General features: G+C 45.3%; 15 protein-coding genes. 8 read left to right on the forward strand and 7 right to left on the reverse strand.

Annotated features, from left to right (window positions below; all coding sequences use genetic code 11):
- Positions 1-186: 186 nt before the first annotated feature.
- The 3 genes from FE296_RS18985 to FE296_RS18995 all read left to right on the forward strand — a co-directional run bounded on the left by FE296_RS18985 (position 187) and on the right by FE296_RS18995 (position 4,419).
- Positions 187-1,230, forward strand: coding sequence for a pectate lyase family protein (locus tag FE296_RS18985; RefSeq protein WP_150365987.1), 1,044 nt, complete (start codon positions 187-189; stop codon positions 1,228-1,230).
- A 302-nt stretch (positions 1,231-1,532) separates the two neighbouring features.
- Positions 1,533-3,011 carry a methyl-accepting chemotaxis protein gene (locus FE296_RS18990; RefSeq protein WP_124115868.1) on the forward strand — a complete coding sequence of 493 codons (1,479 nt, stop codon included), beginning with the start codon at positions 1,533-1,535 and terminating at the stop codon, positions 3,009-3,011.
- A 184-nt stretch (positions 3,012-3,195) separates the two neighbouring features.
- Positions 3,196-4,419, forward strand: a complete 1,224-nt coding sequence (locus FE296_RS18995) for a GNAT family N-acetyltransferase (RefSeq protein WP_124115869.1) — start codon at positions 3,196-3,198, stop codon at positions 4,417-4,419.
- A 116-nt stretch (positions 4,420-4,535) separates the two neighbouring features.
- On the opposite strand, the gene FE296_RS19000 is transcribed toward FE296_RS18995, so the two are convergent.
- Both FE296_RS19000 and FE296_RS19005 read right to left on the reverse strand, forming a co-directional pair.
- On the reverse strand, positions 4,536-4,901 hold the full coding sequence (locus FE296_RS19000; protein ID WP_076328197.1) for a VOC family protein: 366 nt from the start codon (positions 4,899-4,901) through the stop codon (positions 4,536-4,538).
- Between the two features lie 156 nt (positions 4,902-5,057).
- Positions 5,058-6,677, reverse strand: a complete 1,620-nt coding sequence (locus FE296_RS19005; protein WP_150366034.1) for an alkaline phosphatase — start codon at positions 6,675-6,677, stop codon at positions 5,058-5,060.
- A 743-nt stretch (positions 6,678-7,420) separates the two neighbouring features.
- Between FE296_RS19005 and FE296_RS19010 the strand changes: the two genes are divergently transcribed.
- Positions 7,421-9,664, forward strand: coding sequence for a carboxylesterase/lipase family protein (locus FE296_RS19010; protein ID WP_150365988.1), 2,244 nt, complete (start codon positions 7,421-7,423; stop codon positions 9,662-9,664).
- A 511-nt stretch (positions 9,665-10,175) separates the two neighbouring features.
- On the opposite strand, the gene FE296_RS19015 is transcribed toward FE296_RS19010, so the two are convergent.
- Positions 10,176-11,762, reverse strand: a complete 1,587-nt coding sequence (locus tag FE296_RS19015; RefSeq protein ID WP_124115871.1) for a choice-of-anchor I domain-containing protein — start codon at positions 11,760-11,762, stop codon at positions 10,176-10,178.
- 243 nt (positions 11,763-12,005) lie between these two features.
- Between FE296_RS19015 and FE296_RS19020 the strand changes: the two genes are divergently transcribed.
- From FE296_RS19020 to FE296_RS19030, 3 genes are all read left to right on the forward strand, one after another.
- Positions 12,006-12,965, forward strand: a complete 960-nt coding sequence (locus FE296_RS19020) for a helix-turn-helix transcriptional regulator (protein ID WP_150365989.1) — start codon at positions 12,006-12,008, stop codon at positions 12,963-12,965.
- Positions 12,966-13,076: 111 nt separating this feature from the next.
- Positions 13,077-14,279: an MFS transporter gene (locus FE296_RS19025; protein WP_150365990.1), complete on the forward strand. Its 1,203-nt coding sequence runs from the start codon at positions 13,077-13,079 to the stop codon at positions 14,277-14,279.
- A gap of 191 nt (positions 14,280-14,470) precedes the next feature.
- Positions 14,471-14,914 (forward strand): Hsp20/alpha crystallin family protein, encoded by a 444-nt coding sequence (locus tag FE296_RS19030; protein ID WP_036617413.1) that lies wholly within the window; start codon positions 14,471-14,473, stop codon positions 14,912-14,914.
- A gap of 141 nt (positions 14,915-15,055) precedes the next feature.
- On the opposite strand, the gene FE296_RS19035 is transcribed toward FE296_RS19030, so the two are convergent.
- The 4 genes from FE296_RS19035 to FE296_RS19050 are packed head-to-tail and all read right to left on the reverse strand — an operon-like array spanning position 15,056 to position 18,105.
- Positions 15,056-15,613, reverse strand: a complete 558-nt coding sequence (locus tag FE296_RS19035) for a DUF1697 domain-containing protein (protein ID WP_150365991.1) — start codon at positions 15,611-15,613, stop codon at positions 15,056-15,058.
- 24 nt (positions 15,614-15,637) lie between these two features.
- Positions 15,638-16,288 carry a hypothetical protein gene (locus FE296_RS19040; protein WP_150365992.1) on the reverse strand — a complete coding sequence of 217 codons (651 nt, stop codon included), beginning with the start codon at positions 16,286-16,288 and terminating at the stop codon, positions 15,638-15,640.
- Between the two features lie 46 nt (positions 16,289-16,334).
- Positions 16,335-16,898 carry a TetR/AcrR family transcriptional regulator gene (locus FE296_RS19045; RefSeq protein WP_047843882.1) on the reverse strand — a complete coding sequence of 188 codons (564 nt, stop codon included), beginning with the start codon at positions 16,896-16,898 and terminating at the stop codon, positions 16,335-16,337.
- Positions 16,891-18,105 carry an MFS transporter gene (locus FE296_RS19050; RefSeq protein WP_150365993.1) on the reverse strand — a complete coding sequence of 405 codons (1,215 nt, stop codon included), beginning with the start codon at positions 18,103-18,105 and terminating at the stop codon, positions 16,891-16,893. The genes FE296_RS19045 and FE296_RS19050 overlap by 8 nt, the downstream gene beginning before the upstream one ends.
- 219 nt (positions 18,106-18,324) lie before the next feature.
- Between FE296_RS19050 and FE296_RS19055 the strand changes: the two genes are divergently transcribed.
- Entirely contained in the window at positions 18,325-19,131 is an 807-nt protein-coding gene (locus tag FE296_RS19055; RefSeq protein ID WP_150365994.1) for an alpha/beta fold hydrolase, read from the forward strand.
- Positions 19,132-19,147 lie beyond the last annotated feature (16 nt).

The raw sequence follows: 19,147 nt of genomic DNA on the forward strand, positions 1-19,147 counted from the left end.
CGCTAATTAGCAGCTCTATTTTGTGTGAACGAATGGCCTGGTTTTACGTTTTTTCACTATATCTGATCTGCTGTTGCATAAAAATGATAATTGTTGTCTTTTTGCAATTTTTGTATTGTCACAGCCAAAGTTACACGATATAATCGAGTTGTCTTTGAGGATAATATTATAAAGGATGGTGAAATTTTGAAGAAATTTTCGATGCTTTTACTTGCTGTAACTCTATTGTTGTTAACTGTCTCCACAGCCCCGTCTACATATGGTGCGGCCAGTTATCCAAACACAGGTACGAACGGGCTGACTGGTTTTGCAGGCAGTGCCAAGAATGAGAATGGTGTATCCAAGTCAGCTACGACAGGTGGCAAGAACGGTCAGGTGGTTTACGTTAGTAATCTCAATGATTTGAGAACACACATGGCGGGCTCTACGGCCAAAATTGTCGTCGTTGAACAGAATATTTCCTCCTCTACGTTGCAAAAAGTTGAATTCGGAGCGAACAAGACACTGGTAGGTTCCTTTGGCAAACATACATTAACGAACATTCATTTCAGATCCACAAGCAGTTCAAGCAATGTGATTTTTCAGAATCTGACTTTTGAACACGCTTCCAATATTAATGCCAATGATGATATCCAGATGTATATCACTTCAGGCTCCAATTACTGGATCGACCATGTGACATTTGCTGGCCATAGCTACAGCTCTGGCGGTAGTGATCTGGACAAACTGCTGTATATTGGCGATCGCGCAGACTACATTACGATTAGCAATTCCAAATTTGCAAACCATAAGTATGGTGTTATCCTCGGTTATCCGAATGATGGTAATAGCAGTTACAATGGCGTCCCTCATGTGACGATGTCCAACAATTACTTTGAAAATTTATATGTGCGAGGACCTGGACTTTTAAGATATGGTTACTTCCATCTCAAAAACAACTATGCAAACAACTTTAATCAGGCCATTACCATTGGTGAAAAAGCACGGATTTATTCCGAAAACAACTACTTTGGTGCAGGTGCTGAAAAGGGCGGCATCCTGGATGACAAAGGAAAAGGTGAGTTTACGGATACGGGAAGTACACCAGCGCTTAATAGTCCGACTTCTCCTAAAACGAACTGGAGACCAAGCTCCAATTACAGTTATCAGGTAGAGAGTGCCAGCTACGCGCGTGAGTTCGTCACCAAGTATGCAGGCTCCTCCAATACAACACTTGTATTCGGAAAGTAAAAGTTGCTGGACATCCATTTACGACCAAAAAGGCCTGTCTTGTACGCCATAACGTATAAGACAGACCTTTTTTGTTTATAAAATGATATGCTTACATATCATTTTATATTTCATATTCATTTTAAATGTTGAATACCGATATACATAAAGTAGCGCTGATTTCATACTTGTGAAGTTAATATGTACTATGTTAAGGCGCTGCGTATTTGCGATTTGCACATAAGCAGGACCATAGACTACTAGATGTAGTACAGAAAGGCCCTACAACTCACATTTAACCTACTTAAAAGGACGGGGTATGCATGGATCGTATGGACGAAATTATTTGGAAAAGGAACAAATTAATCGGTATCATTTTGTGGATTATTATTGCCATTGGTATGGGTCTGGCCTTTACGATGCCGAAGTTACTTGTGTCCAATGGAGTAGCTCTGATCTTTGTAGTTTGGATTACATACGCTAATGCAAAAAAGAAACATATTCATCTCATTCCATGGCTGATTACCGTATTACTGACAATATGTGGAGTCTATGTCGGTTGGGGAACGGTCAATTTTGCGTTAAGTTTGGTCATAACCGCAGTTCTACTGTTATTTCCTAACAAGAAATTTTTTGTGGTTGGATTTTCGGTATTACTAGTCAACAGTGTTCTTCAGTTATTTGTTATGAATACCGTTGACTCTGTTGAGCTAATAGGTAATATCGTTAATGTGGGACTATTCGCTCTCACGGGAGCCATTCTGATGCTGGTCTCCCAGCTGAATCAAAGGCTCTTCCATGAAAGTGAAGTACGCCAGAATGAGGTGGAGCATTCTAAGCAAAGAGTGGAAACCATGCTGGAGCGTGTGAAGGAATCGGTCGAAGGTTTATCACGTTACACGGATCAATTGAAGGAAAAAGTGAATGCGACCGGCTCTATCACCAATGAGGTGACACTTGGGTTCAGTGAGGTTGCAAAAGGTGTTGAGTTTCAGGCGACCAGTGTAGCCGAGATCTCGGAATCCTTATCTGTGTCGGATCAGCATATCAAGGACGTTGCTTCGTATTCCCAACAGATGAAAGAGTTGTCCGCAAGTATGGCAACGAGCACGCAAACAGGAAGCACACAGATGGACCAGCTGAACATCCAAATGCAAGATCTATATGAAACGATTAATACAACTGCAAATGACATGCGAAAGTTCAACGAGGAAAGTGAATCCATGACACTTATGCTGAACAGCATAGCGGATATTGCGAGTCAGACCAACCTGCTCGCACTCAATGCAGCCATTGAAGCCGCTCGTGCGGGTGAGCATGGACGCGGGTTTGCTGTTGTATCAGAGGAAGTTCGCAAGTTGGCAGAGAACTCGGGTCAGTCCGCAAGTGATATCGGAACCATCCTGTCTCGATTAAAAGGGCAGACGCAGGCACTGACGGATCGATTCGAACGCATTCGTCAATCGTTACAACAAGGAAGAGATAGCGTGCATACGGCAGAGGAAGTATTCCGTACGATCAACAGCAACTCTCAGCATGTGTTAACTCAAGCGACAGATATCGAGACTAGTTCGGCGACCATGAAGGAATCATCCACCAGAGTTGTGAATGAGGTTTCCGAGATTTCGAGTGTGACTGAGCAATCCAGTGCAGCGACAGAAGAGATTCTGGCAAGCATGGAAGAACAACGCAACCTGACACAGAAGATGGTAGAGAGCTTTGGAGAACTGGAGCAACTGATTGTAGACCTGAATGAATTGGTCTCGGATCATCAAGCTTCTTCCGTTGTGAACAAACTTTAATATTAATAGTTGAGAGCCTGTCGGTGCGTATTTAGCGTACTGGACGGGCTTTTTTTCATGTGCCAAACAGCTTGATGCCGACATTTTTTTCCTATACAGTGTGATGTGTAGAGTATGAAGAGAGTAGAACTAACAATGTAAATGGTAGTTAAAAGAAGATGTTACCTCATGGGGGAGTAAAAGGTTGAAGAATAAAGGAATGAAAGACAGCTCGGCCTACTATGACCGTACATATGAAGTTAGGAATGATAATCACGCTGAACGCGTGCGTCTTTATGATCAACATTCGTTCGAAGGCATGGACTGGCCCGATACGGAGGACGGCAGATATGCCAGAGCTTATCTGGAACCTATGATGCTGGACGGGACCCAAAGCTTTATGTCCAACGTGGAAACGACAATGTTGCTCGCCCGGATTGATGATCTCGTTATTCCGCTGACGGTGAATGATACAGAGTATGATAATGCTTACGTTTGTTCGCCATATACGCATTATGTGAGTTACGCCAAGGAGGAACTGACCATGTTGCAGAAGCCTGTGTTGGAAAAAGGTCTTTCTGTGCTGCTCAGTCTAATAGGTTGGGGAATGAAGCAATCGCAGATCAACAAAGTTGTGCATGTGAACAACTGGTTGTTGTCCACCAATCTGTATCCAGCCATGTCCGGTGAACAGGTAGAATGTTTGCTTACAGTGGTACAAGAGCGATACCCTGAGCATGTCATTGTGTTTCGCTCCTTGTGTCCGGGACTTCATCCCGATCTGACGGCGAGGCTAACGGAAGCGGGCTGCCGATTAATCCCGAGCCGACAAATCTATTTGTATCAAGCGCATGATCCGAATTTTGGCAACTCGAAATCGCGCTGGCTGTTGAAGCGGGATTACGAATTATTGGCCAAGCACGACTACGAATTCGTTTCCGAGTCAGATATGACGGATGCAGATATTCCGCGAATTGTGGAGCTGTACAAGCTGTTATACCTTGAAAAATACTCCTATCACAATCCGCAATTCACCGAGCGGTTCATTGCTGCTGCGATGGCATCAGGAACACTCAGGCTCTATGGACTGCGGAAGGAAGGGTGCCTGGATGCGGTGATGGGTTATTTCTGCCGAAATGGAATCATGACAACGCCGCTGTTTGGTTACGACACAGCGGTCCCCCAATCCGTCGGACTATACCGCATGTTATCGGCATGCCTGATCGGACAGGCTCGCGAGAACGGCCATCTGTTACATGAGAGCGCCGGGGCTGCACAGTTCAAGCGCAATCGCGGTGCTGTGGCGGATTTTGAATATTCCGCTGTGTATGAGCGCCAGCTTCCATGGGGCAGACGCTGGTGCTGGCTGCTGCTTGATCGGTTGCTGAATCGCATAGGTGTTCCGCTGATGCGCCGTATGAAGCTGTAAACAGACATAATAACGTTTTACGCTGCCCTAGGAGGGGGTGTGCATACAGGTTTGACTGCACACATGCACAAACAACTGGTTATCTTGATACGCACACTCATTTCACAATCGCCTAATTAGACATGCTCTGCGAGTTGTACCTCGAATCCATCTGGATCTGTAATGTAAATAAACCGCAGATGCGGATTGGGCTGGATGGGGCCGCGCACAATCGGAATATTCAATTCTGCCAGTCGTTCCATGGCTTCATCCAGCGAGTTCACCTCATAGCCGATCGACACGCCGGCCTCTGGTTTAAGAATGGATTCACTGCCCTCAATCAGTTCCAGCTTGGCTTCATTTTCCATGCCGAGCATTGCAATTTGCCGTCCACGGCTTTCGAATCTGCGCTGAATGGGAAGTCCGAGCATGTCGTGGTAGAACCCAAGCGAAGCTTCCAGATTACTGACCCTCAGCGTGATCCAGTTTAATTTGATCAACATGGGTGAATTTCTCCTTTTGTTTTGCATGATATGTATTTTTGTTACGTTCATTATACGATAGGCGCTAGCAGGAGCCTACTCCTTATCAGCAAACAATAAAATAGCTGCCGAAATATTCGGCAGCCAGAAGGTGTAATCTCCGGTAGTTCTAACGAATTATTGAATCAGATCAACGGCCGTCTGTGGTACAAATGCCTCTACACCGTTATAAACAATGACACCCTCCAAAGTTGTCTTTTTGCCGTTTACCAGTGCAATATTTTTGTAGATTTGCAGTTCCAGCTTGGTGTTGCCTTTGGTAACGAGGATCTTCGGATTTTTGGCATCCGTCAGGTCCAGTTTGTACGTCGCGCCTTTGGTCGTAAATGCCTGTTTGGCAGGTACAAACAATTGTTTGCTCACGCTGTCGAGATCCAGATCCAGTACTCGTGCCATATATTTGGCGACATCCGTGTTATCAATTACACCGAATGGACGGTCATTGTTCGGAGCATACGTGTACAACACGACATCTCCACCTGTATGACCACCGGTTGTCCAGCCAATCCCTGCACGTTTGCTGATCATTGGACCGATTGCATAGTTAAGACTGCCTGGCTCGGCCGCTTTAATTGTGGCAATCTCTTCGGAAGTCAGATCGGTAATACCATAGTACTGTTTCATCACTGCTTTGATGTTTGTGCGCTTCGCATTCAACTTCGCTTCAACGCCCTCGCCTGTCAGCTTAGCCTTTTTCAAAGGTCCGATAAATGTAGACAACGGCTCTTTGTCATAAGTGCCGGAAGTCGCGTTGTTACCAATGGTGAGTCCACCATTACCGTGGTCCGTAACAGCCACAACGGCAGTCTCTCCATCGGTTTTGGCAAAATCCATGGCTACTTTTACGGCATCGTCAAAAGCCAGCACGTCACTGATAATACCAATCGGATCGTTGGCGTGAGCTGCCCAGTCTACTTTACTGCCTTCGACCATCAGGAAGAAGCCGTCTTCATCTTTGGACAGAACTTCAATGGCTTTGGATGTCATCTCGGCAAGGCTTGGCTGCTTCGCAGGGTCACGGTCCATATTGTAAGCCATGCTCGTGGGAGCGAACATACCCCACAGTTTATTTGAATCGGATGCTTTCATTGCAGCCGGTGTAGTGACGTAATCGTAACCCAGTGCCTTAATGGAGGAAACCAGATTTTCCCCGTCTTTGCGCCCCGCTGGCTCAAGGTACTTGCTACCCCCACCCAATACAACATCCATGCCATTGTAGACTTGCTGTTTGCTGAGCGCATCGTAATTTTTGCGATCCGGGTAGTGAGCAGAGAAGTCTGCTGGCGTAGCGTGCATAATCTCGGATGTAGCGATAATGCCAGTTGCTTTACCCGCCAGTTTGGAAGCTTCCAGCACGGATGCAACAGGTTTTCTTGCGTCTCCAGGTGCAATCGCCTTTTGCCCTGGCATCGTAGCCTTGTCCGGCAGTACACCAACAAATCCGGTATGAGATTTATAACCTGTAGCAAAAGCGGTTCCGGCAGGGGCCGAGTCCGCAATCGGCGCATCGGCGGAGTGAGTCCGAACCATGCCGCTTGCCATGGAGTCCAGTGTCAAGGATGAGCCCTTATACCAACGAGCCAGAGCGGTAGCATCGTTAGCCATACCGTCAGGAATCAGAATAATTACATTTTTAATCGGTGATGCAGATGTCGTTGAGGTGGTTTCTTCCACAGCCCACGCTGCACTGCTTCCTCCGAGTGTAGCCGTAACAATTGTTGTCACCGCGAGCATCATTTTGGCTGCACGGACATTAAACCGGTTTAACATGAATGCATCCTCCTAGAATATATGTATAGTTTGGTATCTCAAACCAAGTGTATACAACAATTGCTAAACTAGCGTATGAAATGGGTTAACTATATGTAAAATTTACGATTAGTGAAGGATGCTGGCATTCAGGTGAACTGGACAAAGTGAGGAGTTGACGAATTAAGGCAGTATTTATAGATCATCATGTTGTAAGTAGAGTTTAAACCCGCATGAGAATGCAGTTTTTATGTTGCCCTGTCAGAAATCCTATGAAGAAGATTAGAAAAAAGATATTGCGAACGCTTACATTGTGTGCTAACATCACCATAACAACAGGATTGTAACCTGTTTAGGGCAATACCTGTGTCAGTTCATTCGTTGGTTCTTTGTTCATCAAACGATTGATTGCGTTTACATTTTCATATGGAATGAACCTCATTCCTCAGGGTTGTTACTGATTGCAGGCAAAACCTGAATTGAGGGCAGTAGACCACGCTAAAGCGATGTCTGTTTGCCTTCGGTTCAGGTTTTTTTATATAAAAAAATGCCTGATGGCATGACCGCAAGCGCCGTAGCAGATATTTCGAACAGAAAGGAGCGCAGCAGATTTAATTTTTCATAAATAGAGATATAGACTCATCCAGACATTGGAATACTGATTCTCAGATACGCATCTCAAATGGACATTCCAATGAACTTATCCATTGGACAGCGAGGAGATTTATGACATGAAAACCATTAAACGTTCGATTGCCGTAGCAACAATTCTGGGGTTATGTGTATCCGCTCTACCAGCTTATGCAGCAGGCAATACAGGACCTTCTTCTTCAGCAGCGATGGACAAGTTGATCCAATCCGAGCTTATTCGCGGCAGCGGTCAAGGTGTTAATGCAGCTTATCTGAACAAAAAGGCTACACGTATTCAGGCCGCAGTACTTTACTTGCGTTTGTCCGGATTGGAGAAAGAAGCACTCGCTTATCAGGGATCGGAAACGTATGACGATGCGGCTCAGGCAGGCAAAGTATTACAACCGGTCGTTGGTTACTTGAAGCAGCATCCGTATGTGTCTGAGATTGTAACAGGAACAGAGAAGTTTGAACCTAATGCACCCCTTACAGCGGAAGGTTATGCCGAAATGCTGCTGAAGGTGCTTGGATATGAAGCGGGTTCGGATTATGAGCAGGGAACGGCTTCCACCTACGCGGCTGGTAAAGGAATCAAGGCACTTCAAGGGAAGGGCGCGAGTCAACTTACCAATCGCCTGATGGCAGAGGCAACCGCACAGGCTTTGCAGATACAGCTTAAGAATGGCAGTGGAACTTTGGAGCAGAACTGGTTGAAACATAAAGAAGCTGGAGCGTTCAAACCTCAAACGGTGCAACAGACCAAGTATGGCGCGATTGATGGCAAAACCTATAAGCAATATGGCACGCTCGGCTGGCTTGGTGTTCCTTACGCGAAACCGCCAGTAGGTGAACTGCGCTGGAAAGCCCCGCAAGAACCGGCATCATGGACAGGAACCAGATCGGTTAAGGAATTTGCAGCGAACAGCTTGCAGATCTCCGGCAAAACGACAGCGGGAAGCGAGGATTCGTTGTATCTCAATATCTGGCGTCCCGACACAACCAGTTCGAAACTTCCGGTCATGGTGTTCCTGCACGGCGGCGGGAATATGACCGGATCAGGTAAAGATTTTCAAGGTGAACAGCTTGCACGGAGTACCAACAGCATTATCATTTCAGTGAATTACCGTTTGGGAGCCCTTGGATTCTTTGAGAATACAGCGCTGAAAACAGGCAATGCCCTGGATGACTCAGGTAACTATGGTCTGCTTGACGCATTCCGTGCATTGGAGTGGGTACAGGATAATATCGAAGGTTTTGGCGGAGATACAGGCAATGTTACATTAGCTGGACAATCTGCTGGTGCGCGTGATGTGCTGGCAACTCTGATCTCTCCGCTTAGCAAAGGACTGTATCAAAAAGTTATTGCTTTCAGCGGAGGATTAACGACAGCATCACCGGAAGAAGGCGAGCAAAAATCCGAGGATGTACTTGTGAAGCTACTCGTGCAAGAGGGGAAAGCGGCTAACGCAGAAGAAGCAAAAGCATGGATTGGCAAGCAATCTCAGGCACAGCTGGAGAGTTACCTGCGTGCACTGCCTGCGGACAAGTTGGTCACTGCGTTTGGCGCAACGGCAATCCGTATGGACCCATTCCCGCATCTATTCCGTGATGGTACCGTGATTCCGAAAGAAGGATTTGACGCCATCAATAACGACAATTATAAGAAAGTTCCAGTATTGCTCGGCAGCCTGGAAACGGAGTTCTCCGGTTTTGCCTTCGGTGATCCAAACTTCTCTCCATCCATCACGGATGAAACTCTGTTTACCGATAAAACCAAGGCGGAGCAATATGCTGCTGCATTGAAATATGGTAGTGAAGCTTATGCAGGCTTTAATGCAGAGCGTGTAGCGGAGCAATTGACGAGTGAAGCAGGTCAGCCGCCGGTATATGCGTATCGTTTTGCATGGGGCACACAACCTGGGGTCATCTCTGAGCGTTTGCTCACGTTACTGGGTGCACCACATGGTGCGGATATGGACTTCTATACAGGACACGCAGACGGAATTGCTGCCTATTTCCCTGAGGGGTACTTTAGCGATACGAACAAACCAGGACGTGATGAGTTGTCCACCGCGATGGCAGCATACCTGAAACAGTTCCTGTACACAGGCAATCCAGGTACGGGTGGTTCCCCTGATCTTGCGGCATGGACACCTTGGACGAAAGATGCCCAAGCACCGATCATGCGTCTGGATGCAAGCAATACAACGGCAGAGATTGGCATGTCCACACAATATAATCAAGGCAAAGAAGCCGTTATGGCAAAGATGAAAAAGGAATTGCCTGAAGAAACGTATAAACTGTTGACGGAAAAAGTGTTTGCAGGCCGTTTCTTCTGGGAATAAGGATTACTGGGTAGGAAGGTATATATAGATAAAAGGTATATAGATAAATTGAAAGCCAAGGGAGCATAGTCTCTTGGCTTTTCATACTGTTCGTTATGCTTAAATATGGTATTGTTGTAAATATAAATTAATAGAATGTCGGAAAGGGGAAAACGTACATTATGGATGGAGCTAGTAATTTTGTTATTGCTGGGATTATAACTCTATTGATTTTCTTTATTATGATGGGCCTCGTATTATATCTGATCTTCTATCTTGTGATGAAGAGGTCTGGTGTCAAAGAGGAAGTATCCACATTAAGGATGGAAGTACGAGTATTACAAGAGGAAGTAGAGCGGAACAAGCAGGGATTGGAAAATATAAAATCTCGTTAACTTTTTGAACCACTAATTGTGGATACGCCGAATGGTGTGGGTACAACAGTATGGGAGGATAGGGGCTCTTCGCCCCTTCCTACTCAATACAGCGTGAAACCATTCAATTCAGCCTTTGCATACCCGGGGCGCTCGTTCTATTTCTTGGCAAAAAAACTAAGGGTTCCAGTACTTTCATCTGCACTTACAAACAGGCTGCGTCCGTTAACACGATGGATTCCTTCCGGTGATTCTCCGGCTGTAGGAATCAGACCCAGGTAGTCCGGATTGACCGGATCAGCAAGATCAAAGAACAAAATGGCATCTGCCCGTTCGGAAGCTACCGCGGCATATGTTGTGCCGTCTACAGTAGCAACGGTCAAATTCTCCACTTCACTGCCTTTATTGGGACTGCGATCGTCCGGGTACAAGCCGACCATGGCGGTTGCCTCGTCAATGAGGTTCTGGCTATCGTACATCCGCTGGCCTTGCAGATCCCAGACAGCAATATTGCGTCCGCCCGCTTTTACACCATCCTCAAATTCATTCTTGCCCAAGTCCCCTTCATTAGCTGTCAGCAGGTATTTACCATCAGCCGAGAAAGCAATCCCATCCGGCTCATAACGAGCGGTCAACGTCTCTTTAAACTGAACGATACCATCATCTTTCAGATCCGCTTGATGTGAAGTGGTACCCAGAGCGAAGATTGAGCTAATTTTTTTTGTCTCCAGATCTACAATGGCAACGACATTGTTTTCCTGTAACGTAATGGCTGCTGTTTTACTATCTGGACTAATGGCAACATACTCTGGTTGTGGATCATGCGGATAGATGGCATCTTCTACATTGTCCAGAGATACTGGCAAGTTGGTAATTTCACCCTCCAATACGTTCCCGCCAGCAAAAGATACTACCATAATGCTACCCGGACGTTTGGTGTTGGCATAGTCAATTTCATCGGCAGCTTTATTCAGTTCTTCATCCTCTATCGCGATAACCGCATGCAGACCGTCAGGTGACAGTGCAATGGAGTCAGGACCAATGCCTAGTTCATATGTTTTGACGGTTTTGTAGGTTGTCAGATCCACAATGGCAAGCAATCCTTTGTTTGCTTCGCTATCTGTATCCCCTGTACGAATAATAGCAAGACCGTATTTACCATCTTTGGACACGGTTACGCTTGTGACTTCAGCTTTGGCGGAGAGGTCATGGAAGCTGACTGTCTTCAGGACGTTGATGTTTTTCAAGTCAGCAATATCCAGTATGGCAATGCTACCATTGTCTGCTTCGGTTACGAGCAGGCGCTGTCCATCTGGCGTAGAGGCTGATATTTCTGCTTTGCCACCAGGCATCTGAAACGATGCGGTCTGTTCAAAACCGGTTTTATTTTGTTTCAGGATCAGTTGATCCGTAATTAATTTTAGCGTTTGGGAAGATACATACGTTGTACCTTTGGTGATGTAACTTTTACTGTCCAAAGGAGTTTTCACACCGTTGATGGTGGCTGAAGTCGTTCCTATTGGAAGTTGTACTTTAGTATCTGCGATCTGGATATCAACACTGCGACTGCTTCCGTTCCATGTGACCGTACCCTGCATATTTTGGATGGCTGTACGCAGTACGACATGATTATTGGTAGTTTTAGTTGCGTCAGCGGCATGAATCATTGATGTGTAGCTGGTTGCTCCTGCGGTAAGAATGGCAGTCATCGACAGAACGGCAAGCCATTGATTTCTCTTATTCAATGTTCCAGATCCCCTTTATCATTTCGTGTGTAATGAGTTGTACAATTGTTTTAGTATAGGGAGCTAATGTTAAGGTGAGGTAAGAGAAGTCTGCGATTTGTGTAAAAGGTTATACGTGACCTTCATATATAGGACTGGTCTAAAAAAAGAAATTGCGGTAGAATTAATTGAGAATCATTATCAATTAATTCGGACTTTCTTTTACTGATGAGTATGATCAAGGTATAGGCGAGGTGAATACCCATGCGTACGGATGATGCATTAGGCGTAGTATATCAGCATTACCTGACCCAGGAACCTTACAGTCAGCAAGATGAACACACGTATCTGCTCTCTCCCAAGGCGGGTAGCGGTAAGGTCAAAAGAGTGACAACATACAGTGGCATTGAGATTTTATATTCCCAGGTTGAATATCATCAGCCTTATCCTACGTATTTTGCTTCCGAGACATCCATTGTGGAATTGCAATTTGCCTTGTCAGGAGAGCGACATGTGGATATATCCGGTGAGGACTATTCATTATCGATAGGGCAAGGGGCCCTTATTTTTATGCATGATTTCGAAGCGTGGTTTCATCCTCCGGCAAAGGAGCTGTATACGTCCTTTTCGCTGGGGATTCCGGTTTCTCTGTTCAATTATGCTGCGGCACAACTGGGCGGTTTCAAGTCGATTGCGTTTAATCAGGTGTTGGGACGAAAAGTGTTCAGGCCGATTGTATTTCAATTGGATAACCGGATACGAACGATGATCGACAGTTTGATTGTGGAATTAAACAACAGTTATCGATCATCCTTAATGATGGAAGCGACAGCCTTGGAGATCTTGAATCGATTTATGATACAACTGTTTGATCTGGCGCCAATCCCCGCGGGATTCTCCAGAGAGGACATCCGGAAGTTACATACGGCACGGGAGATTATGGAGGCCTGTATGGTAGATCCTCCATCTTTGCTAGCATTGTCCAGACAAGTAGGTCTTAACGATTTTAAATTAAAAAAAGGATTCAAGGCACTTTTCGGAAGCACGGTGTTCGAATATTTGCGTCAGGTTCGTCTCGACAACGCCATGAAGTTGCTGCGCAATCAGAATAACAACGTCACCGAGGCCGCGATTGCAGTCGGTTACAGCAATGTCAGTGCCTTTTCGCAGCAATTTTATCGCAAATTCGGCGTGAAGCCTTCCGAGATGAAAAAGATTTATTAAATAATCCGTCTTGCCGTGAATTGTTCCGTATAGAGGCAGTGGGGATTCTTTCCGCCTTGTATACTCCAGGTATAGTGAATACTGTACTGAAATATAGAGGAGTGTATGAACATGAACCGAATCAGAGGAAGTATTTTTTTTAGCGTATTTGCAGCCATGTTGGGTCTGATGCTAATTGCACCCATTATGCCACCACTTATTCGCGAGTTGGGCATGAAAGAAAGTCATTCCGGTCTTATTATCTCGCTTGGGTCCATAATGATGGCAGTCATGGCTCCGGTATGGGGCAGATGGAGTGATATAAGAGGAAGAAAACCAATCATATTGATTGGATTCATAGGCATGTCTGTGAGCTGTGCATTATTTGCACTGGCATTGTACGGGGGATTGAATGCATGGATCGGAGGGGGCGTGTTGTTAACTCTTCTGATTGTGACGCGCAGTCTGATCGGTATGTTTATTCCAGCTGTACTTTCTTCTGCCCAGGCCTATATGGGTGATGTGACAGAAGGGGAGGAGCGGGGAAGCGGGATGGCGATTATCAGTGCTGCGAATGGACTTGGCCTTGTATTTGGACCTGCGATTGCAGGAGCCTTTACCCTCATCGGTCTGCTCTGGCCGCTTTATTTTGGGATTTTTATAGCGATCGCTGCGTTTATTATTGCCTTGTTGTTAATCCCGTCAGCCAAACCGGTCATTCAGGCAAAACCGCCTAAAGTAAACCCGTTCCAACGTGGATTACGAATGTACCTTGCTGCCGGCTTGGTCACGATGATGGGTATCATGACATTACAGGTTGTCGGAGGATTTTATTTCCAGGATCAACTGGCTCTATCTCCAGCGGCGACTGCCCGAATGGTTTCGTTTGGACTCATGTTCTCTGGAGCAGCGATGTTGATCATGCAGATCATGCAGATGAAATGGTTGAAATGGCAGCCACGCCCGATGATTTTGCTCGGATCCCTTTTTCTGATCGCAAGCATGATCCTTTTTTTGGTCTTCAATGTGTTATCCATGTATTATTTCTCGTTTTTCCTGTTTGGCATGGGTTCAGGTCTGATGATGCCCGGGTTCATGGCAGGTGCTTCGCTGGCAGTTAGCAAAGAACAGCAGGGAGGTGCAGCGGGATTGGTAGCAGCGATACAGAGGATATCCGCCGTCATTACGCCTTTACTTACAACGACACTTTATCAGGTGGACAAACATGTTCCATTTATGCTCGTAGCTGTTCTGGTTGTCTTGTTGGCAATCATGATGATGGGAATGCGGAAGAATGAATCCAATACTGTAACGGACGCCATTCATTCGTTATAGTCAGACAAAGTCAGAAGATCAAATAAGGTCAAAATAAAAGAAAAAAGGATCTATTTTAAAATAGTGAATCATGATGAAAGAAAATCGGTTTTTTTCGTCTTTTACGGACTTTGAGCCTGATTTGCACGGGTATTATAATAATCAATGTAAGCAACACCAATAAACCAACCACACAAAAGGAGCTGATTTTCATGTTTGATCTGATTCCGTTTCGTAAACGAAATGAAGACCCGTTCGGACACATGCTGAAATCCTTCAATGACATGGTTGAGAACTCATTCCTCTCCCCTTTTGGAACTGGCTCCCAGCCATTCCGGACCGACATTCGTGAGGAAGAAGACAAATATTCGGTAGAAGCCGAGCTTCCGGGCATTGCCAAAGAGGATATAGACATTCAGGTTCAAGGTAATGAATTGATTATTCGTGCCAAACGCAATGATATAGTGGAGCAGAAGGATGACTCCAATCGAATCATACGGCAAGAACGCCGTTCCGGCGAATTTATCCGGCGATTCTATGTTGATCATATTGATGAGGAGCACATTAAGGCCAAATTGGAAGAAGGTGTGCTGAAGCTCGAGATTCCGAAACGTCCTGGTGATGATCAATCTCGCAGACGCATTCAGATTGACTAAATTGACTAATACACGGTGGGTAAAATAGTTTCCTTATATGGCAAAAAAACATGCAGGAGACATCCATAAGGATGTTTTCTGCATGCTTTTTCATATGAATTGGACGATACATAACTGACTATCCATTGGGCTGGTTCGGAGTTATTTCTCTGCTGCTGCTTGCATCAGGGCATAAATCTTACGTGTGGTATTCACATTTCTAACCGTCATATAAGCATAGACTTTGGAACCCACAAGCTTGTTCATGCCACTTTTGGACGCATCTTCTCTGCTGACTGAATATAAAATCGCTCCGGGAACATAGATCAGTGTACCAATTTCCGGTTTGATGGGCAGTTGGTCCAGCACGGAGGGCTCATTGATCTCATCCCAGAGGAACATTACATCACTTTTGGCCGTATCATCATTAGTCCATTCTTCTGGCAGTGCTTCAATAACTCTCTGGATCTCATCCATATTCCGCACCATTACCCTGATTTGTAAGCCGAAGTCGGCGGCGATGGCCTGTTCCAGCACAAGGGATATCTCCCTATTTGCATCGGCACGTTCCAGATGATCGGCAAAAATAATATTGCCAGAGTTGATGTATGTAACGACATCGAGCATGCCTGCTTGTTCAAACGTTTCTTTCAGCTGCTTCATATTGATTTTATTGTTCCCGCCTACATTAATGCCTCGTAGCAAAGCCACATAGATCATATGGGCGCCCCTCCAATTCCCGTTTTAACAAAATGACAGATATTCGAAAAGATGAGCAGTATACTCCTCTCCCAACAGATCTTGCAATAAAGGTTCCACTTGCTCCAGATACTCGGGCTTGGTTTCATAGGTTTCTTCATCTTTTACTTCTCCGGCATAGGTGCGCGCCGCTTCAATCAGGATGGCTAGTGCACTGAAAAAGTCTGACAGCGAATCAGCAACACGGTTTGGTTCTCCACCTGTAAAAGCGGCATATACGGGAGAGTTTGGTGCTTCTACATCTACAATTAACGGATCATCGTTAAAGTTTGCGATGACGACGTGACTTTTTGGCCAAGTGGAGGACTCCTCATAAGGTTCATTCATGCCAATCCAGCGGAACCCCAGTTGCTGACGAAGCAGATGTTCAGGTGCAACAAAGGAAATAAGTGCGGCATCACCGATTTCGACGGCGGCATTTTTCATTTTGAGTGTACCTTCAGCATCCGCATCCATCATTTCATAATGACTGTACAGATACTGAAGTTCTGGAGAAAGAGGTATTCGTGTATCCACTTCCGGCTGGTGATGTTGTTCGCGGGGACGCAGATCATGATTTTTGAAAAGTCCATAAGCTTCATTATATAAATCCTGCTGTTCCACCAAACGGCTCAAGGCCGCATCCAGTTGTTGCATTCTGTCTGATTCCTCCTACTTGTGTAGTCTTATCGTAATCAATTGGTTAGCGCTGGATGCCTGACCAGAAGACATTCCAGGTGATCGCCAAAGCTTGTTCATAGGATTGCCGTGTCTCATACACGAGCTGTACATCCAATCCATCCATCACGGTGACAAAAGCTACGGTGGCTTCTTCCGGACTCAGGCGTATATCGGAATGTCTGGTAAATACGGCTGCCAGCTCTTCCTTCAGTGTCCCGAGGTACGTTCGATATTGGGCCAGCACAAAATCATGCACCTCCAGCGGTGTGATAAAGGACAGGATATACATAAAAGCAACGTTTGGATGAGTCAGAAAGCGATTTTTGTGTTCATGCAAAAAGGCATAAAGCTGCTGATCCAGCGTTTGGGTAACAGACTCACTGAAAAATTGGCGTACAAACTGTTGTTCCTCCTGCACAACTTCCTCATATAACTCCAGCAATAACGCTTTTTTGGATGAATAATGATAAGCCAGGGATTGCTTGCGAATGCCTGCCTCTTCGGCAATCTGTGCCATCTTGGTCCCCTCGTAACCCAGACGATTAAAATGTTGAATGGCAATTTCCTTGATTCGTTTTTTACTCAATGTCTACCTCCAGTTGGCGAGCTGTATACCTCTGCTGTTTTTGGGAGTATACCAAATATAACAAGATATATACCACAAAAATGCCTATAGAGATAGCATACACCACCGTATAGGAAAATGCAGAAGCCACCACGCCTAGGATCAACGAACCACCACCAATTCCGAGGTCGAAAAAATTAAAGAAGGAAGCCATCGCATTTTCATGCTCATGTTCTTCTACAAGATTCACACACCAGGTCTGAATGGCCGGGAATATGGCACCAAAACCAAAGCCGTATAATGCGCCGGCGATCAGGAATTGCACATCAGTCTGGGCGAATATCAGAACCAGTAGTCCCGCGATTGCAAACACGGCAGAAGGTAACAACACGTAACCTGGTCCCCATTGATCAAACATTTTCCCCGAGAACAGTCGAACGGCGAAGCTGGCGATGGCGACGATGAAGAAAAACCAGGCTATATTCTCGAACCCTCTTTCGGCAGCAAATAAAGCCACAAACGACATAATCGAACCGGCTGCAATGCCAACGAGCATAATGAGAAGGGAAGGGAAGAGTACCTTCTTTTCAATCAGTTTCACCGAAGGGACATGGGTTTGCATGGACTCGCTACTACCTCCTGTCTTCGGTTTTCTGGATACAAACACTGTCATCAGGAGAGCTAACAGCAAAATACACATGCCACCCATAAACAGGCTCTGGTAGTCGTACCTAAACAACAAGCTTGTTCCAATTAATGGACCGATGGATATGGCGACCGTTTCCCCTACGCCGAAATACCCCATACCTTCTCCCCGGCGATCTCTTGGTATGTTTTCAGTGGCAATCGTTGCAAAATATGTCGTTGCCAAACCAAATCCGAATCCGTGGATCACTCGAAACACAAGAATCATCCAAATACCTGACGATAGGTAGTATGCGCCTGTCATTAACGCACAGATAGTGATGCCGATAATCAACAGATATTTTTTATCTATTCGAGCTGCCAAAACAGAAGTGAAGGGTCGAATCAAGATGGCGGAAAACATAAATACGCCGGTAACAAGCCCAATTTGGGAGGCTTCGCCACCAAGACTTGAGACAAACAAAGGCAAGGTGGGAAGCAACATTTCAAATGCCATAAACAATAATGCGTTGGCTAACATGATAAACAGGAATGATCTTCCCCAGAGTTGCTGAGGTGTAGAGCTATGTGTTGAAGTACTCATGGTTTTCCTCCGTAATGTTGATCTCTGTCGCGCGACATGTTGAACTGATTTTACCTGACGATAGTCAGATTGTAAAGCGCATATTCAGAACTGGGGTTCATGATTTTTTGGTGGACGAGAGAAGTTATTAATAATTTTACATTCATATCCCAACATTTTCCGGTATAATAATCAGATAAAATGATTCAAGTGAATACTACCTCGGAGAGGTGATATGCAATGACGGTTGATATACTTGTAAGAAATAATGTTAAGGTACTTGGCTCGGGTAGCCAAACGATTGTGTTTGCTCATGGTTTTGGATGTGATCAGGATATGTGGCGTTACATTATTCCAGGTTTTATGGAGAACTACCGTGTGGTGTTGTTTGATTACGTTGGATCTGGCGAATCTCAAATTAACTATTATGATGCTGTCAAATATAGCAACCTTCAAGGATACGCCCAGGATGTGCTGGAAATTATGGAAGCGCTTGAGCTAAAGGACACCATATTTGTCGGGCATTCCGTCAGCAGTATGATTGGTATGCTGGCATCAATTCAGAATCCCAAATATTTCAATAAAATTATAATGTTAGGGCCCTCCCCACGTTACGTGAATGATCTGCCGAATTATTATGGAGGTTTCGATCGGAATGATATCGATGAATTACTTGAGATGATGCAGATGAATTTTATTGGGTGGGCGAGTTATCTGGCACCCATTGTGATGAACAATCCGGAACGGAAAGAGCTGACGGAAGAGTTGGAGAAAAGCTTCTGCTCCAGAGATCCGCATATTGCGAGACAATTTGCCGAAGTGACGTTTTTATCTGACTGTCGTATTGATCTGGAGCAGGCAACTGTGCCAACATTGATTCTTCAGTGCTCGGATGACAGCATTGCCCCGGTAGAAGTAGGGGATTATTTACACGCTCATCTGAAGAATAGCAGGTTGCAACAGATGACGGCCAAGGGACATTATCCGCATCTAAGTCAACCGGAAGAAACCATCCGAATGATTAAGGATTATTTAACGAGCGCATAAAACGCGGAAGAAAGGC

Source organism: Paenibacillus sp. UASWS1643 (assembly GCF_008693195.1).
GTDB classification, from domain to species: Bacteria; Bacillota; Bacilli; order Paenibacillales; family Paenibacillaceae; genus Paenibacillus; species Paenibacillus amylolyticus_B.

Bases quoted from the DNA above. Each gene is read 5' to 3' on its own strand.
- FE296_RS19000 (WP_076328197.1), bottom strand. From the start codon at position 4,901: ATGTTGATCAAATTAAACTGGATCACGCTGAGGGTCAGTAATCTGGAA.
- FE296_RS18990 (WP_124115868.1), top strand. From the start codon at position 1,533: ATGGATCGTATGGACGAAATTATTTGGAAAAGGAACAAATTAATCGGT.
- FE296_RS19005 (WP_150366034.1), bottom strand. From the start codon at position 6,677: ATGATGCTCGCGGTGACAACAATTGTTACGGCTACACTCGGAGGAAGC.
- FE296_RS19055 (WP_150365994.1), top strand. From the start codon at position 18,325: ATGACGGTTGATATACTTGTAAGAAATAATGTTAAGGTACTTGGCTCG.
- FE296_RS19010 (WP_150365988.1), top strand. From the start codon at position 7,421: ATGAAAACCATTAAACGTTCGATTGCCGTAGCAACAATTCTGGGGTTA.
- FE296_RS19020 (WP_150365989.1), top strand. From the start codon at position 12,006: ATGCGTACGGATGATGCATTAGGCGTAGTATATCAGCATTACCTGACC.
- FE296_RS19050 (WP_150365993.1), bottom strand. From the start codon at position 18,105: ATGAGTACTTCAACACATAGCTCTACACCTCAGCAACTCTGGGGAAGA.
- FE296_RS19030 (WP_036617413.1), top strand. From the start codon at position 14,471: ATGTTTGATCTGATTCCGTTTCGTAAACGAAATGAAGACCCGTTCGGA.
- FE296_RS19035 (WP_150365991.1), bottom strand. From the start codon at position 15,613: ATGATCTATGTGGCTTTGCTACGAGGCATTAATGTAGGCGGGAACAAT.
- FE296_RS19025 (WP_150365990.1), top strand. From the start codon at position 13,077: ATGAACCGAATCAGAGGAAGTATTTTTTTTAGCGTATTTGCAGCCATG.
- FE296_RS19040 (WP_150365992.1), bottom strand. From the start codon at position 16,288: ATGCAACAACTGGATGCGGCCTTGAGCCGTTTGGTGGAACAGCAGGAT.